The 14427-nt window shown below is 54.2% G+C and carries 14 protein-coding genes; 8 read left to right on the plus strand and 6 right to left on the minus strand.

Annotated features, from left to right (window positions below; genetic code table 11):
• The 6 genes from Q0683_RS01100 to bioA all read left to right on the plus strand — a co-directional run.
• On the plus strand, nt 1-568 hold a 568-nt coding region (locus Q0683_RS01100; RefSeq protein ID WP_298975825.1), incomplete at its 5' end, for an MFS transporter.
• A gap of 129 nt (nt 569-697) precedes the next feature.
• On the plus strand, nt 698-997 hold the full coding sequence (locus Q0683_RS01105) for a hypothetical protein (protein ID WP_298613746.1): 300 nt from the start codon (nt 698-700) through the stop codon (nt 995-997).
• A gap of 200 nt (nt 998-1197) precedes the next feature.
• Nucleotides 1198-1659, plus strand: coding sequence for a ribosome maturation factor RimP (rimP, locus tag Q0683_RS01110; RefSeq protein ID WP_298613745.1), 462 nt, complete (start codon nt 1198-1200; stop codon nt 1657-1659).
• 49 nt (nt 1660-1708) lie between these two features.
• On the plus strand, nt 1709-2896 hold the full coding sequence (nusA, locus tag Q0683_RS01115) for a transcription termination factor NusA (RefSeq protein ID WP_298613743.1): 1188 nt from the start codon (nt 1709-1711) through the stop codon (nt 2894-2896).
• A 5-nt stretch (nt 2897-2901) separates the two neighbouring features.
• The gene (locus tag Q0683_RS01120; protein ID WP_298975829.1) at nt 2902-3165 is read left to right on the plus strand and encodes a YlxR family protein; all 264 of its coding nucleotides are present in this window, start codon (nt 2902-2904) and stop codon (nt 3163-3165) included.
• Nucleotides 3143-4468, plus strand: coding sequence for an adenosylmethionine--8-amino-7-oxononanoate transaminase (gene bioA / locus Q0683_RS01125; protein WP_298975831.1), 1326 nt, complete (start codon nt 3143-3145; stop codon nt 4466-4468). The genes Q0683_RS01120 and bioA overlap by 23 nt, the downstream gene beginning before the upstream one ends.
• Here the strand turns inward: bioA and Q0683_RS01130 are convergent.
• Both Q0683_RS01130 and Q0683_RS01135 read right to left on the minus strand, forming a co-directional pair.
• Nucleotides 4438-4836, minus strand: a complete 399-nt coding sequence (locus Q0683_RS01130) for a DUF1823 family protein (RefSeq protein WP_298617679.1) — start codon at nt 4834-4836, stop codon at nt 4438-4440. The two genes, bioA and Q0683_RS01130, sit on opposite strands and share 31 nt — an antisense overlap.
• Before the next feature lie 92 nt (nt 4837-4928).
• On the minus strand, nt 4929-7001 hold the full coding sequence (locus Q0683_RS01135; RefSeq protein WP_298617677.1) for a glycosyltransferase: 2073 nt from the start codon (nt 6999-7001) through the stop codon (nt 4929-4931).
• A 189-nt stretch (nt 7002-7190) separates the two neighbouring features.
• Here Q0683_RS01135 and Q0683_RS01140 point away from each other — a divergent pair, with 189 nt between their 5' ends.
• The gene (locus Q0683_RS01140; RefSeq protein WP_298617674.1) at nt 7191-7883 is read left to right on the plus strand and encodes a DUF1997 domain-containing protein; all 693 of its coding nucleotides are present in this window, start codon (nt 7191-7193) and stop codon (nt 7881-7883) included.
• Here the strand turns inward: Q0683_RS01140 and Q0683_RS01145 are convergent.
• Entirely contained in the window at nt 7834-8454 is a 621-nt protein-coding gene (locus Q0683_RS01145; RefSeq protein WP_298975835.1) for a bifunctional 4-hydroxy-2-oxoglutarate aldolase/2-dehydro-3-deoxy-phosphogluconate aldolase, read from the minus strand. The two genes, Q0683_RS01140 and Q0683_RS01145, sit on opposite strands and share 50 nt — an antisense overlap.
• 97 nt (nt 8455-8551) lie before the next feature.
• Between Q0683_RS01145 and smpB the strand changes: the two genes are divergently transcribed.
• The gene (gene smpB, locus Q0683_RS01150) at nt 8552-9010 is read left to right on the plus strand and encodes an SsrA-binding protein SmpB (RefSeq protein ID WP_298617669.1); all 459 of its coding nucleotides are present in this window, start codon (nt 8552-8554) and stop codon (nt 9008-9010) included.
• Between the two features lie 2 nt (nt 9011-9012).
• Here the strand turns inward: smpB and Q0683_RS01155 are convergent, their stop codons facing one another.
• The 3 genes from Q0683_RS01155 to Q0683_RS01165 form a co-directional block, all read right to left on the minus strand.
• Nucleotides 9013-9645 carry a DUF3747 domain-containing protein gene (locus Q0683_RS01155; RefSeq protein ID WP_298617666.1) on the minus strand — a complete coding sequence of 211 codons (633 nt, stop codon included), beginning with the start codon at nt 9643-9645 and terminating at the stop codon, nt 9013-9015.
• Nucleotides 9646-9764: 119 nt separating this feature from the next.
• Nucleotides 9765-13271, minus strand: coding sequence for a chromosome segregation protein SMC (gene smc, locus Q0683_RS01160; RefSeq protein WP_298975837.1), 3507 nt, complete (start codon nt 13269-13271; stop codon nt 9765-9767).
• 158 nt (nt 13272-13429) lie between these two features.
• Entirely contained in the window at nt 13430-14407 is a 978-nt protein-coding gene (locus Q0683_RS01165) for a site-specific DNA-methyltransferase (protein WP_298617660.1), read from the minus strand.
• Nucleotides 14408-14427: the final 20 nt, after the last annotated feature.

A 14427-nucleotide genomic window follows, 5' to 3' on the forward strand; every position in this document is an offset into this window, starting at 1 on the left:
GGATGTCTGGTTTGTGGTGGGCCTGCCGGTCTATCTCCAAAGTGTCCTCAACTGGTCATTTTATGAAGTGGGGGGCTTTCTCGCCCTGTGGGTCATTGGCTATGGCGGTGTGCAGTCTGCGGCACCGGTCCTGTTGAAATACCTCAACCGCGGTCGGCCTCCCCAAGCAGCCACTATCCAATTTTGGACATTTACGCTGACGATTGTCCCAGCCGTCATTGCCTTGGGCTTGATGAGTGATTGGAATCCCAATGCCGTCATTATTGGCGGTTTGCTCCTGTTTGGGTTGATTTTTGCCATCAATTCGGCAGTGCACTCCTACTTGGTACTGGCCTACACCGACGATGAAAAAGTGGCCTTGAATGTTGGCTTTTACTACATGGCCAACTCCGGCGGGCGACTGGCGGGAACCGTACTCTCCGGCCTCATCTATCAGATTTGGGGCATTGTTGGCTGCCTATGGGCCTCGGTGGTTTTTGTTCTCTGCGCGGGAATTATTTCCCTAAAACTAGAGGATCCGAAACGGCAGCACCCCTACCCCTCCCTTGCTGTGGGGGATGGTGAATAAATGCAACATTTCCGCACCTGAGTGAGAAGGCAATAAAATTAAAGTACAGCCCTTTAAGGGCAAGGAGGGTCAAACATTTTCTTGCTTGCGCAGAGGGCTGTAGGAGAGGTTCCCCAAGGAAGTGCCATTATGATGCTCCCCCAAGAAATCATCGGCCAAAAAGTCTGGTTAGAAGTGGAACCCGAAGAGGCCTACTATCCAGGTGAGAAAATTCGCGTACAGGCAGAAATTAGCCAGCCCACTGCTCCCCCCTGGTATTATGCTCGCTACATTAATCCGCCGCGCTGGTTCCGTACCCCAGGCCAGTGGCTGACCCACCATGAGGCGGAGATGGCCGTGCTCTTGAATCCCGTCCTAGAGGATTTGGAGCTGGAGGAAGAGAACTACGACGGTGATGAGTTGACGAATGGGGATGTGAGCGATCGCTAGGAAAAGCGAGGTGGCGATCGCCCACGGTTAGCTGTTATACTAGTCTTCATCAAGAGTGGTGTAGTGACAGCACCCATGAACCTTCCACGGGGAAGGGTTCAGAATTCTCCTTCCGTTAGGAAGGGGGGAGTGTCCTTTGTTCAGACTGTTTGGGTGTGGTGGGCAATGTCCCGCCTTTTTTATTTCCTATGCAGATACAAATGCTTTTGCCGGTCGTGCAAACTCTGGCGCAGCAGGTTGCCGATCAAGAACGCCTCAACCTAGTTAGTGTGCAGTGGCTGACCCATCAATCGCCACCCATTTTGCGGGTGGAGGTGCGCCATCCTGAGCAGGACACCAGCCTAGAGGATTGTGAACGACTGAGTCGGGCACTGGAGATGGCCTTGGATGGGCTGCCGGAGTTGGAGTTTGCCTACGTTCTGGAGGTGTCGAGTCCGGGTCTATCGGATTACCTGAGTAGCGATCGCGACTTTGATGCCTTTCGCGGGTTTCCGGTGCGCGTCACCACCACTGCCCCCCATCGGGGCAAAACCCTTTGGGAGGGGAACCTGATTTGCCGCGACGCAGAGAATGTCTATCTCAATCGGCGGGGGCGATCGCTGGCAATTCCCCGCTCCCTCATTGCCAGTGTCCAGCTATATAGCCCCGGCGGTGAACCCTAGCCCAGATTGATTTCTATTTCATCTAGTTAGATCGAGGTTGTAACGGACGATGACTCTCTATCGCTTACCCGGCCTACGCGCCATGATCAATGAAATTAGCCAAGAGCGAAACTTACCCAAGCACGCAGTGCATCAAGCTCTCAAAGAAGCCCTACTCAAAGGATACGAACGCTATCGTCGCAGTCTGCGTCCCGATCATGGCCACTTTGAGGAAGATCACTTTGCCAACTTTGAAGTGGAACTCGACACCGAGCAAGAGGGCTTCCGCGTGTTGGCCACCAAAACAATCACAGAAACGGTACAGAACCCAGATCGCGAGATTGCCCTTGCCGATGTGATTCAGGTGGTGCAGGACGCCCGTGTCGGCGATACGGTGCTGTTGGATGTGACCCCTGACCATCAGGAATTTGGCCGCATGGCCGCCATGCAAACCAAGCAAGTGCTGGCGCAGAAACTGCGAGATCAACAGCGTCGCCTTATCCAGGAGGAATTTAAGGACCTCGAAGGTACGGTACTGGTGGGGCGCGTTCTGCGCTTTGAGCGGCGATCGGTGATTATGGCCGTGCGCAGCGACGCCAGCCAGCCAGAAGTGGAGGCCGAACTGCCACAACGGGAACAACTTCCCAACGATAACTACCGCGCCAACTCCACCTTCAAGGTGTATCTCAAGCGCGTCAAAGAGGGGTCGCAACGGGGACCCCAATTGGAGGTTTCCCGCGCCGATGCCGGCTTGGTGGTCTATCTCTTTGCGAATGAAGTGCCCGAAATTGAAGATGAGGTGGTGCGAATTGTTGCCATTGCCCGCGAAGCCAATCCCCCGAATCACAAAGTCGGCCCCCGCACCAAAATTGCCGTGGATACATTAGAGCGGGATGTGGATCCTGTGGGCGCCTGTATTGGGGCACGGGGATCGCGCATTCAAGCGGTGGTGAATGAACTGCGGGGCGAAAAAATAGATGTCATTCGCTGGTCGCCGGATCCCGCCACCTACATTGCCAATTCCCTCAGTCCCGCACCGGTGGAAGAGGTGCGGCTCATTAACCCCGAAGCGCGTATTGCCCATGTCCTTGTGGCACCGGATAAGGTCTCCCAAGCCATTGGCAAAGAAGGCCAAAATGTGCGCTTGGCAACTCGCCTCACGGGTTGGAAAATCGAGGTGCGCGACAGCTCCCAATACAACTACGAAGAGGAGGATCGCTTGGCCATGGCCGCCCTCGAAGAACAGATTGCGAGTTAGTCAAGATGGCTAATCCCCAACGCCGCTGCGTGGCCTGTGGTCGCTTGGCCGATCGCTCGGAGTTCTGGCGCGTGGTGCGCTGCTGGCCAGATCAAAAGGTGCAGTTGGATCAGGGAATGGGGCGATCGGCCTACCTATGTCGTACGGCGGACTGTCTCAAGGTGGCCAAACAAAAAAAGCGCTTGGCGCGATCGCTCCGCTGTCCCATTCCTGAGGAGATTTTTACCACCCTTGCTGCTCGCTTAAATGCCCATCCTGACCATGACTGACTCCCCCATTTGGCAACCCTTTACGCAAATGAAAACGGCGGATGCGCCCCTGAAGGTGGTGCGTGCCCAAGGAGCCATGCTTGAACTCAGTGATGGTCGGCGGATTATTGATGCCATTTCCAGCTGGTGGGTCACGCTCCACGGCCATAGCCATCCTGTTCTGGCGCAAGCCATCTCCGAGCAGGCGCAAACCCTTGAGCATGTCATTTTTGCCGGCTTTACCCATGAGCCGGCGGAGCAGCTCGCCCACCTCTTGTGCGCCCACACCCCCGCGGGGTTGCAACGGGTCTTCTTCTCCGACAATGGCTCCACCGCCGTGGAAGTGGCTCTAAAAATGGCCTACCAGTATTGGCAGCGGCGGGGTCAACCCCAGCGATCGCGCTTTATTGGCTTTGTCGGCGGCTACCATGGCGATACCCTAGGAGCCATGACTGTGGGCCAAAGTTCCCCGTGGTGGCAACCCTTCCAACCCCTGCTTCCCCCCCTAACCCTGTTGCCCTACCCCGCCACCTATCCAGGGGATCCAGAGGCAGCAACCAAGGAGGCACAGGCGATCGCTCAACTGGAGGACACCCTCAAGGCAGACCCAGAGACCTACGCGGCCCTCTTTATTGAACCCTTGGTGCAGGGAGCTGCGGGCATGCGCATGTGCCGTCCCACCTTTTTGCAAGCAATTTCTGAGATCGCCAAGGCCTACGGAGTGTTAGTGGTCTATGACGAGGTGATGACGGGATTTGGTCGTACCGGTGCCCTTTTTGCCTGTGAGAAAGCCGGCACGCAACCGGATCTCCTGTGTTTGTCCAAAGGTTTATCGGGAGGCTGCTTGCCCATTGCCGTGACCTTGGCCACGGAGGAAATTTACCAAGCCTTTTATGATGACGACCCAACGCGCGCCTTTTACCATAGTCATTCCTACACGGGCAACCCCTTGGCCTGTGCAGCAAGTGTGGCTTCGTTCCGGTTGTTGCTTTCAGAGCCAGAGCGCTACCAAAGTTTAGAAACACGCCATTGGCAGTGTCAGCGGCAGTATCTGGCCGATGTCAGCAATCTCAAGCACTTTCGTACCTGTGGCACAATTGCAGCCATGGAATTAGAAACCGAGGCCTCCTACTTTAGTGACCTTGTGCCCCGACTGCGCCGCCGCTTCATTGAATTGGGAGTCCTTCTGCGACCTCTGGGGAATACGCTGTATATTTTGCCCCCCTACTGCATTACCGATGCGGAATTAGCCACGGTCTATCAAGCCATCCGCCAAGTGGCGATCGAGGTGGCTCAGGGGTGCTTTGCCCCTGTCTCGGCTTGAGTGGCCAGGTAGCTCAACAGCCAATTGACAGCAGTGGCACGGCGGGTACGGCGGGGGGTCAGTTCTTTAATTTCATAGCCAGGAAAGCCCAACTGTTCCTTGAGCAGTTGTTTGTGGGCAGGGGGAATCGAGCGCGTCAGTTTGACAATGGCGGGGCGGCTACCCATGAAGTCCGGCGGTTGGGGATAATCTTGCTGCCATTCTGGGGGCACGCGATCGCTCTGCCAAGTTTGAGTGTTGGCGTCATAGCGATAACCCAAGCAGTGCCACAGGAGCTGATTTACCGTGGCATCCTCCAGTTCATCATTAAGAATTTGCCACAGCGTGGTTTCTGTGAGAGGGGGGAGTTGCACATCAGAACTGCTCATTGCCTCGCTTCATCGCTAGCTTTGCTGTTCTCGCGATAACGATTTAATCGTATTGGAATCTTAGTCATCGCTCCATTGCACTGAGTCATTTTTCATTTTTGATCGGAATAGCTGTAAGGGCGAGGCTCCGCTTTCGCCTGATCAGAGGGCATGATCCGCCTCCAGTGGCGACTTAAAGGAGGGGAAACAAGAGTGCGCAGGAGTAACCATAGAGTTTGCAATTCATTGGGGGCTTTCTGCCACTGCCACCGGTTGGGTTCACAAAAAAGTAAGGCGACCAATTGGCGGTATTGAGCGCAGGTTAGGGGATCGAAATAAATCTGTAGGGTCGTTTGATTGGGCATATCCACAATTTGGCCGCTGAGGTCAATGCCTGCCTCCAACAGCCGACAGGTAAGGGAGACACCCATCGCGGAGGGGGGGAGGGGTTGGTGCAGATGAATGATAGCCCCCCCTTCAGAAAGGCGAATGGTCTTGCCCCAAAGGGCAGTGGTTTTGTCCCAAGCAAGATGGAGTTCAACCGTTTGCTGCACATTGAGCCAATCGTAGGGATCGGAACGGGGGCGATCGATGAGGCTATAAAGCGCAAGGGCAAGAATCATGAGATTGTAGAGATTCCAGACCCATGCCAGGAGTAGCCCCTTGGTGTGTAATGCCTGCCAATTCAAGACGGCGGCAACAGCAGAGAGCACAAACAGCACCAAAAGGGGGGCAGCAAGATGCCACTGAACTCGGTAGCGATCGCGATAACTCCCCTTGGGGGTCACCCAGAAGCCCTGACCAAAGGGGCGCCATAACGTGTCAATTACCGTCAAGGTCAAGGGCACACACTGAATCACCGCATAGATATCCGACACCAAGGCAGAGCGACTTTGGCCATTGAGCCAGCGGAACGTACTCACCAGGAGCCAATAATAGGGTACAAAATAGTAGAGCCACTGCCGCAGGGTGGTTTCCAGGGGTACCACCCCCCAAAAAGCGGCAATCAGGGGCAACAGCAGCAACAGTAACCGCAGGGGACTGTGGAACCATTGGGTGATTCCCTCTAGGTGGGCAAGGCGCTGCAGCCAACTGAGATTGGGCACCCGCAGTGGACTTGCTGCAATGAACAATCCTTGGAGGGTACCCCGTGCCCAGCGTTGACGTTGACGAATATGCGCCGCCATTTCCTCCGCACACAGCCCCGCACTGAGACTTTCGTTCAGATAAATGAGCCGATGACCTGCTGCCGTCAATTGAATTCCTGTGTAGTAGTCCTCACTAAGGGATTCGGTGACAAAGCCGCCAATGGCCTCTAGAGCCGATCGCCGCACCACAAAAGAACTGCCGTAGCACAGCGCTGTTTCAATGCCATCCCGCAGGACTTGATAATGGCGGGAGAAGATCTCCACCTCTTGAGGCAGGTAATCCTCGAGGCCAAGGTTGCGGGCAATAGGGTCGGGATTATAAAAGCTCTGGTAGGTTTGTACAAGACCAATGTCAGGCCTTTGGAAAAAGCCCACCGTGCGGGTGAGAAAGTTGCGCGTGGGAACAAAATCAGCATCAAAGATTGCAATCAGTTCACCTTGGGTATGGCCAAGGGCATGGTTGAGGTTGCCCGCTTTGGCGTGGCGATTGTCTGGCCGGCTGAGGTACTCACAGCCTAATTCCAAGGTCAATTCCCGGAGAGCAGGGCGACGGGTATCGTCAAGAACATAAATCCGCTTGTGGGGATAGTCAAGGGCTTGGCAGCCGACAATTGTGCGTCGCAAAATTGTCAGGGGTTCATTGTAGGTGGGAATCAAGATATCCACCCAAGGTTGATAGTGGCCACTTTTGACTGCAAGGGCAGCGGCATCGGCTTCGGGACGACGATTCTTAATGTGCAAAAGCAGGTATAGTTGCAAGCCATAGCCCGCCATCATAAAACTTTCAATGCCCAGCAGGAGTAAACTGAGGGCCGCTTCTAGGGGGGTGCGCAGATTGAGGGTGGCGAGAGACCGCCACAGCAGATAATGCAGCATCAGGGCTATTAAACTGCCCACCACAAGGACACGCGCCCACAGCTGCTGCACCTTCCCCCAGCGCAAAACGACACTGCTGAGGATCACCATCAAGCACAGAGGCCAAAAAATCCACGGTTTGTCTAACTGTTCCACCGCAAGCCAAGGCACGAGGATGGCCATCGCTGAAGCCTCAATCAAGAGTTTAAGAAGATACCGGGCGGCATCCCCCGCCGCTATCAAGATAATGTAACGAAATATAAACTAAGCTTTAGACAAGCACAGGACTTTCAGGGGTTCCTGCCGTAGCGATCGCCCCCAGCGGTATGTCAGGATGAAAATCACCAAATTTTGATGAGCTGATGGAATGCTATGACCGCTTCCCCAGATGGCACAAACTTGCCGCCCTTTGTTTTTCACAACCAATTTCAAGGTTGGATGGAAGTTTATGCACCGGTGCAGCGCTACGAAACTTACCTCAACAATCACCAAGAATGGTTTCATCGCTGTGCCCATCCCATGAAAGCAGAACCGGTGGGTCAGCACGGCTACATTCTCACCATTGGTCGCTACGGTTCCCATGGCTATGAGGTGGAACCCAAGATTGGCCTACACCTGCTGCCCCAAGAGCAAGGAGTCTATCGCATTGAAACGATTCCTGTCCCAGAGCAGCCCTTTTTGAACTATGAGGTGAATTTTCAAGCGGCCATGGCCCTAGTACCGATGCGCGCCAATCCAGACACGGATGAGGAGCTATTGCACCTGAATGTGGTTGACTACACCCGCGTGAATTGGGAGCTGGATTTGCGGGTAACAATGTACTTTCCTCGATTTATCTATCGGCTACCCCACGGTCTAGTGCAAGGCACAGGCAATCGGGTCTTGGCTCAGATTGTCCGTCACGTCTCCTACCGCCTAACGGCAAAGGTTCAAGACGATTTCCACAAAACGATTGGCCTCAATTTGGGCAAACGCTGGCGACGCAAACGATTCCATGCTGAGCGGGTGCGCGTCCTCACCCCAACCCCCGATACGCTTGACGAGCCTGCGCCACCTGCTGCTTGAGCATGATCACATCGCTGCTGAGTTGACTCCCCATCCCAATGGCGATCGCCCCTGCCCTCCAGAGGGGTACCACATCCTCCCAGCCAATACCCCCACAGGGGATGAGGGGAATCTCAGCAAACAGGGGTCGCACTGCCCGCAGATAGCTTGCCCCCCCCACCGCCATAATGGGAAACACCTTGACCGCCACTGCCCCTGCTTGCCACGCGCGGAGAATTTCCGTTGGCGTCAAGGCACCCAAAATAAGCGGACAATTGGCCTCCTGGGCAAGGGGCACCACCTCTGTCGCGGTGTGGGGAGTCACAAGAAATTGCGCCCCCGCGGCGATCGCTTCCTCAGCCATCGCTGGCGTTTTGAGACTAGCAGCTCCTATCGTGCAGTGGGGAGAGTCTCGACGGAGTTGGTGCAACACCCCAGCAGCGTCAGGAGTAGTCCATGTCACCTCTAGGCAGGTGAAGCCCGCTTGGATACACACCTGAGCCTGGGCGATCGCTTGCGCAGGATCGGCCGCCCGCACCACGGCAATCAAGGGCAGACCTTGCAAAAACTCTAACTGCTGCGGCTTGGGCATGGCGTCATAACCATTGGAGGTGGAAGGGCAGTGATAAGATGAAAAGTTTCCCTACCCCTAAACTACGGTATATTGGCAATACCCTTGCGAGTCTCAAATGGGTGATAGCGTCAAAATCCTGAGTGAAAATCGCCAAGCGCGCTTTCAATACGAAATTCTAGAAACCTATGAGTGTGGGCTAGTGCTGCTCGGCACGGAGGTCAAGTCTATCCGTGCTGGCAAGGTGAATTTACGGGATGGTTTTGCCCGCATCCGCAATGGCGAAGCGTGGTTAATGAATGTCCACATTTCGCCCCACGAGAGTACCAACCAATCCTATAACCACGATCCCCTGCGCGATCGCAAGCTTCTTCTCCACAAGCAAGAAATCCGCAAGCTGGTGGGCAAAGTGGAACAAAAGGGACTGACCCTTGTGCCCCTGAAGCTTTACCTCAAAAACGGTCGAGTCAAGGTCTCCATAGGGCTGGCTCGCGGTAAGAAACTCCACGACAAACGCCAAGCCCTCAAGCAGCGGCAAGACAAACGGGAAATGGAGCGGGCAATGAAGCAGCGCTAAGTTTAGCTTTGCGGTTTTGGAAGCGGGCTGGCTTCTGTACTGACGGGCAAGATGGGTGCAGGAGTAGGGCTTGGTGCACCTGCCGTTGCCGCCTCCCAAGAGTCATTGGTGAAATACACATGGCCAAGCACGTTGCCTTCATAGGTGCGCCGCGTTAGCCGCCATGTGGGTTCCAGATGGAACTTGAGGAACTGTCCCTCCTGGAGACCATGGGTACGACCAATAATCATCCGCGGGCCACCGCGATTGCTGCTGCCGACAAGGAGTAGCTCGCCATCTCCTCTTTCAATGCGCAGATTGTACTGCAACCCTAAATCCTGTTGAGCCACCCGAATCGAGTAACCGTTGCTATCGGTGGCACGACCACAAATGCCCGTGAAGTCAAACGTAGTCAACAGCGGATCGATCACCACCGGGTTACTGCCCGATTCGCTCCAGCAGGGACGCGTATCCTTAATTTGCTCTACCACCAGTAGGCGATACCCACCGCGGGCAAGGGGCACAGCCATTACGGCATAGCGGCTTTGATCCACTTCTGTTTGGGTAAACATATTGGCTTGGGCAGGTCGAGGGGCCATTGCTCCCAAACAGGCCACAGTCAGTAGGCTCAGACCGAGTTTTTGCCAGGATTTCATAGGGACACTCCTCAACAGAACTTGGAGGTTTTGACAGCTAAAGGTATGCTACTGTTCCACTACGATCCACGCCGAGGAACTATCAAAATTCTGGGAATTATTTTTCAAATTTTCAAACCTCAGCGGTGAGCAGTTAGATCTAGGCCAATCACTTGGGTATGTTGTCCCCGTGCTTGGGTGACCCCAATGGTATGCTCAGCCGCCTCAATCATGGGTCGCCGCAGACTGACAACGAGAAACTGTGCTTCTTGGCTCTGCTGCTGAATCATTTTGGCCAGGCGCTCAACATTGGCGCCATCGAGAAACATATCCACCTCATCAAAGGCATAGAAAGGGGAGGGGCGATAGCGTTGGAGGGCAAAGATAAAACTTAGCGCTGTTAGGGATTTTTCGCCCCCCGACATTGAGGCCAAGCGTTGCACGGGTTTCCCCTTGGGGTGTGCCACTAGATTCAGACCCCCTGCAAAGGGATCCTCAGGCGTTTCCAGTTGTAAATATCCATCGCCATCGGAAAGGGTGGCAAAAATGGTTTGGAAGTTGGCATTGACGGCCTCAAAAGCTTCACGGAAGGATTGGTGACGAAGAGTTGTGAAGTTCTCAATCCGCAGTAAGATCTCCGTGCGCTCGGCTTCTAGAACGGCAAGCTTCGCCTGGAGTTCCCTAAGCCGCCCTTGGGTCTCCTCAAATTCCTGAATTGCCAGCATATTGACAGGTTCCATGGCCTGGAGCTGTTTTTCTAGGGCTTGGCACTGCTGTTGAATATCGCTGAGGGAAAGGTCAGGAGGCACGTCGGGTAATGGCTGCGGTAAGGGGGGTACCTCAATGGTGCTCAATTCCTGAAGGTGTGCTTGCAGCGTGGTGAGGGTATCGCTGGCTTTTTGGTATTCCCACTCCAGCTGTTGAGAGTCCTTTTGAGACTGCCGCAGTTGGTAGTCTTGGCGATCGCGATCGCTTTTAAGGTGACCGAGACGAGCGTCCAACTCCCTCAGGGCAGTTTGGGTTCTTTGAATTTGTGTGGCCAAGTCCCCCAGGGTTTGCTCGAGGGTCTGCTGCTGGCACAGTGTCTCCTGTTGGGCTTGGCGCAGTTGCCGTATCTCCTGCTCCGTTTGGCGTTGGGCTTGCTTCAGTTGCTCGAGTTGGCGCTGGCGATCGCCCAAGGCTTGATCCACCGCTTGTAGGGCGGCCAGATGGTCAGCGTGGATTTTCTCCTGGGCTTGAATTTGTTCCTGAAGCTGCTGCCACTGCTGATGGCAAGGATTGGCTTCAAGGGCATTCAGGGCAAGGCGTTCTGCGGCAAGTTCTGCTTCCAGTTGAGGAAGACGAGTCTCTAGGTGCGCAAGTTCAGTTTCTGCGGTGGTTAACTCTTGGCTGAGGTGCTGCTGTTGCCGCTTTAGGTCTGCCTGTTGGGCAGTGAGGCGCTGCTGTTGCTGTTGGAGTTGCTCCCATTGCCGCTGGCGATCGCGATGGCTTTGACGGGCCTCGCTCAGGGCTTGGCTCAGTTCATTGACTAGGCGCTGTTTTTGACCACGCTCTTGTAAGAGGCGATCCAGTAAGCGCTCCAACTCCCCAAGGCGATCGCGCAACCGTTCAGCTTCTGCCGACTCTTGGGGGGTAACCCCCTGACCAAAATGCAGCATGGGGGTGCGACTGTGGCTCCCCCCCGTCATTGCCCCTGAAGGTTCCAGTAAGTCCCCGTCTAGGGTTACCATCCGATACTGCCCCAGGTATTGTCGCGCTGCCTCAAGGGTCTCGAACACCAGCGTACTGCCAAACACATAGGCAAAAATTGGCGCATATTGCGGTTCAAAGGTAACGAGATTCAAAGCATAGTCAACACAGCCCGCTAAGGCAATGGGAGGGAGGGGCTTGGGACGTGCCATCTGATTCAGGGGCAAAAATGTTGCTCTGCCGGCCCGTTCCCGTTTGAGGAGGGCGATCGCCGCCGCTGCCACACGGTCATCTACGACAACGATATTCCCTAGGCGTGCGCCAGCTGCAATTTCTAACGCCAGTTGATAGCGGGGTTCCACCTGTCCCAGCTGCGCCACCAATCCCAGCACACCCGGTATCTCAGCACTTAAAACCAGCCGAGCCGCAGAGCTTCCTTGGGTTTCTTGGACGGCCTGTTGCCGCGCTTCCAGTTGATCCAGTTCCCGCTGCTTTTGTCGCTGTTCTCGCTCAAGGCGTTGATAGGTTTCTTCACTTAAGCGCAATTGTTGCTGTGCCCTTGCTAAGTCTTGGGCAAGGGTTTGCACTTGCTGCTCCTGCTGGCGAACTGCTGTCTTGGCTTGAGCAAGGGCATCTTCCAATTCCAGTTGTTGGGTGTTGAGGGCAGTGAGCGCTTGATTGAGTTCCCCCTGGCGCTGGCGCAACTGTTGCGATCGCTCCTGAAGGCGAGAAAGCTCACTACGACTCGGTTCCAGTTCGTGGATCAGGGCATCAATCCGCTGTCGCCGCCGACTGTGCTCCTGAAACCAAGTTTGGGCGGCTGCACTTAACTCCTGAGCTTGCTGCCGCAGGGCGTCGAGGGTGGCTTGGCTGGTGGCAACTGCTTGGACTAGGGGGAGGCGATCGCCCCCTTGCTGTTCTAACTCTGCAGCGAGTTGCTGTTGCTGCAACCGTTGACTGTGGTACTGGGCTTGTCGTTGCCGTAGTTGTTCCCCCAACTGTTCCTGCTGCTGCTGGTAAGCGGTTTGCTGGCGTTGATACTGGCGCTGTTGGGCATAGAGATCGGCTAGCGCTGCTTGCAGGCGGAGGTACTCTTCTTCGCCGAGGACTTTCACCTGCTGATTGAGGTGTTCTAGCCTGACGGCTGCCGCTTCAATCTCTTGAGCCTTTTGCTGTAGTTGTGCTCGGCGTTGGTCTTGTTCTTTTTGCAGCCCTTGAATCTCGGCTTGCAGCCGTGTTTTTTTCTGTTCACGGGCTTGCCATTGGCGCACCAGCCGCCATTGCTCTCGCTCTTGCAGTTCCAATCGTAGAGCTTGATATTTTTCCGCTTGCAGGCGTTCCTTTTGCAGGCGATCGCGCTGTCGAATCAATTCCTGCTCAACAATGCGCAAGCGTTCTTCACGCTCCTTGACCGTATCTAACTTTTCGCGAGCTTGGGCAATCTTGCGGTCAAAATCCGCCACCCCCGCCAACTCGTCAATAATTTCCCGCCGTGCCTTGGCATTCATCGAAATGATATTGGTGACATCCCCCTGCAAAACCACGTTATAGCCTTGGGGATAGATACAAAACGCCTGTAATTGATCGTGCAATTCATTCAGCGTGCAGGGTTGATCATTCACCGCGTAGGTCGAGGTATAGGTGCCCTGCTGGGTTACCCGCAGTCGCCGCGTCACCCGCCATTCCGTTTCGGCATCCAGTGCAAAGGTCACCGTGACTCGTGTTTCGACAACACCATGGCCGCGTCGTGTTTGGCTGTGGTTCACCAAATCGGGCAAGCGTTCGGCTCGCATCCCCTTAGACCCTGCAAGGCCGAGGGCAAAGAGCAACGCATCCAAAAGATTCGACTTCCCTGAGCCATTGGGACCTGAAATGACCGTAAACCCCGGCAGCAGCGGAATTACCGTTGTGCCGCCAAAGGACTTAAAATTTGTGAGTTCTAACTGCTTGATGTACACAATTCAGGACGCTGCTCAACGATATACATCCTAGCTGCAAAGCATAGCTAGGTAATTGCTGAGTACATTGCACATGAACGGTTTGGCCGGCCCTATTTCTCAGGCAGTTATTCCCAGTACCAGTACAGGGATGTCAATATCCGCAACGCCACGATGCTCTAAACTCCAAACACTTGGGAAGACTCCTTCCATTCTTCAGGAATTTGGGAGACTTTCTCCTTTCCTGTAGGCTGATAGATCGGTTTGCCTAGGGGACGATAACGGAGAGTACCATCGTAATATGCCTGAATGCGTTGACGGGCTATCTCCACATAGGTTATTGCTCTTTCGCAACCCATTGCCCGCCGATCATGCATGAGCGCAGCAATCAATGCAGAACCAACCCCCATATAGGGATCGAAGACCCAATCCTCTCTATTGGTCAGTGCCAGAATACAACGTTCAACCAGCTCAATGGGAAACTGGCAAGGGTGGATCGTTTTCTCTGGATGGTTAGACTTGACGTTAGGAATCTCCCAGACCAGCTCTTCCCAGTCTTGGACTAAGATTTCCCATACATCAGAGGGATTTTTTCCCAGCGGGTTTCCCGATGGCTTTCCCTTATTGGGACCTTTGAAATGACGTTTGCCAGGGTATTTGGCTGGAACTCGAACTGCGTCAAGGTTGAAGATGTAATTATCGGATTTCGTGAACCATAAAATAGTCTCGTAACGCCCTGAAAAGCGCCTAGAGGCATGTAATCCATGCCCAAATTTCCAAACAATGCGATTACGCAATTTCATGCCCAGCTCTTTGAAGATCGGATAGTAGAGAATATCAAGGGGGTAAACTTCTCCATCTTCAATAAAATTACCGACTTGCCAGCAAATACTGCCATCCTCTCTCAAGATACGGTGAAGTTGAGCAATCAATTGAGATTGAATTTTTAGATATTGGTCAACTGAAAGCCGATTCTCATAGTCTTTTCCTAGGTTATAGGGGGGCGAAGTTACAACTAGGGTAACCGAATTATCGGGAATCTGTTGCACAAAATCATTAACATCACCACAAAAAATAGTAATACGAGCATCCGGTTTGAAATTTGTTTCGATGGGTGCGATAGATTTGACATTAGATAACAATGGAATTTGATTCAAATTCTACTCCTGCCCTCTAT

Source organism: uncultured Thermosynechococcus sp., from assembly GCF_938074695.1.
Taxonomy (GTDB): domain Bacteria; phylum Cyanobacteriota; class Cyanobacteriia; order Thermosynechococcales; family Thermosynechococcaceae; genus Thermosynechococcus.

Bases quoted from the DNA above. Each gene is read 5' to 3' on its own strand.
- rimP (WP_298613745.1), top strand. From the start codon at position 1,198: ATGCTTTTGCCGGTCGTGCAAACTCTGGCGCAGCAGGTTGCCGATCAA.
- Q0683_RS01135 (WP_298617677.1), bottom strand. From the start codon at position 7,001: ATGGCCATCCTCGTGCCTTGGCTTGCGGTGGAACAGTTAGACAAACCG.
- Q0683_RS01145 (WP_298975835.1), bottom strand. From the start codon at position 8,454: ATGCCCAAGCCGCAGCAGTTAGAGTTTTTGCAAGGTCTGCCCTTGATT.
- Q0683_RS01130 (WP_298617679.1), bottom strand. From the start codon at position 4,836: ATGAGCAGTTCTGATGTGCAACTCCCCCCTCTCACAGAAACCACGCTG.
- Q0683_RS01120 (WP_298975829.1), top strand. From the start codon at position 2,902: ATGGCTAATCCCCAACGCCGCTGCGTGGCCTGTGGTCGCTTGGCCGAT.
- Q0683_RS01140 (WP_298617674.1), top strand. From the start codon at position 7,191: ATGACCGCTTCCCCAGATGGCACAAACTTGCCGCCCTTTGTTTTTCAC.
- nusA (WP_298613743.1), top strand. From the start codon at position 1,709: ATGACTCTCTATCGCTTACCCGGCCTACGCGCCATGATCAATGAAATT.
- bioA (WP_298975831.1), top strand. From the start codon at position 3,143: ATGCCCATCCTGACCATGACTGACTCCCCCATTTGGCAACCCTTTACG.
- Q0683_RS01105 (WP_298613746.1), top strand. From the start codon at position 698: ATGATGCTCCCCCAAGAAATCATCGGCCAAAAAGTCTGGTTAGAAGTG.
- Q0683_RS01155 (WP_298617666.1), bottom strand. From the start codon at position 9,645: ATGAAATCCTGGCAAAAACTCGGTCTGAGCCTACTGACTGTGGCCTGT.
- smpB (WP_298617669.1), top strand. From the start codon at position 8,552: ATGGGTGATAGCGTCAAAATCCTGAGTGAAAATCGCCAAGCGCGCTTT.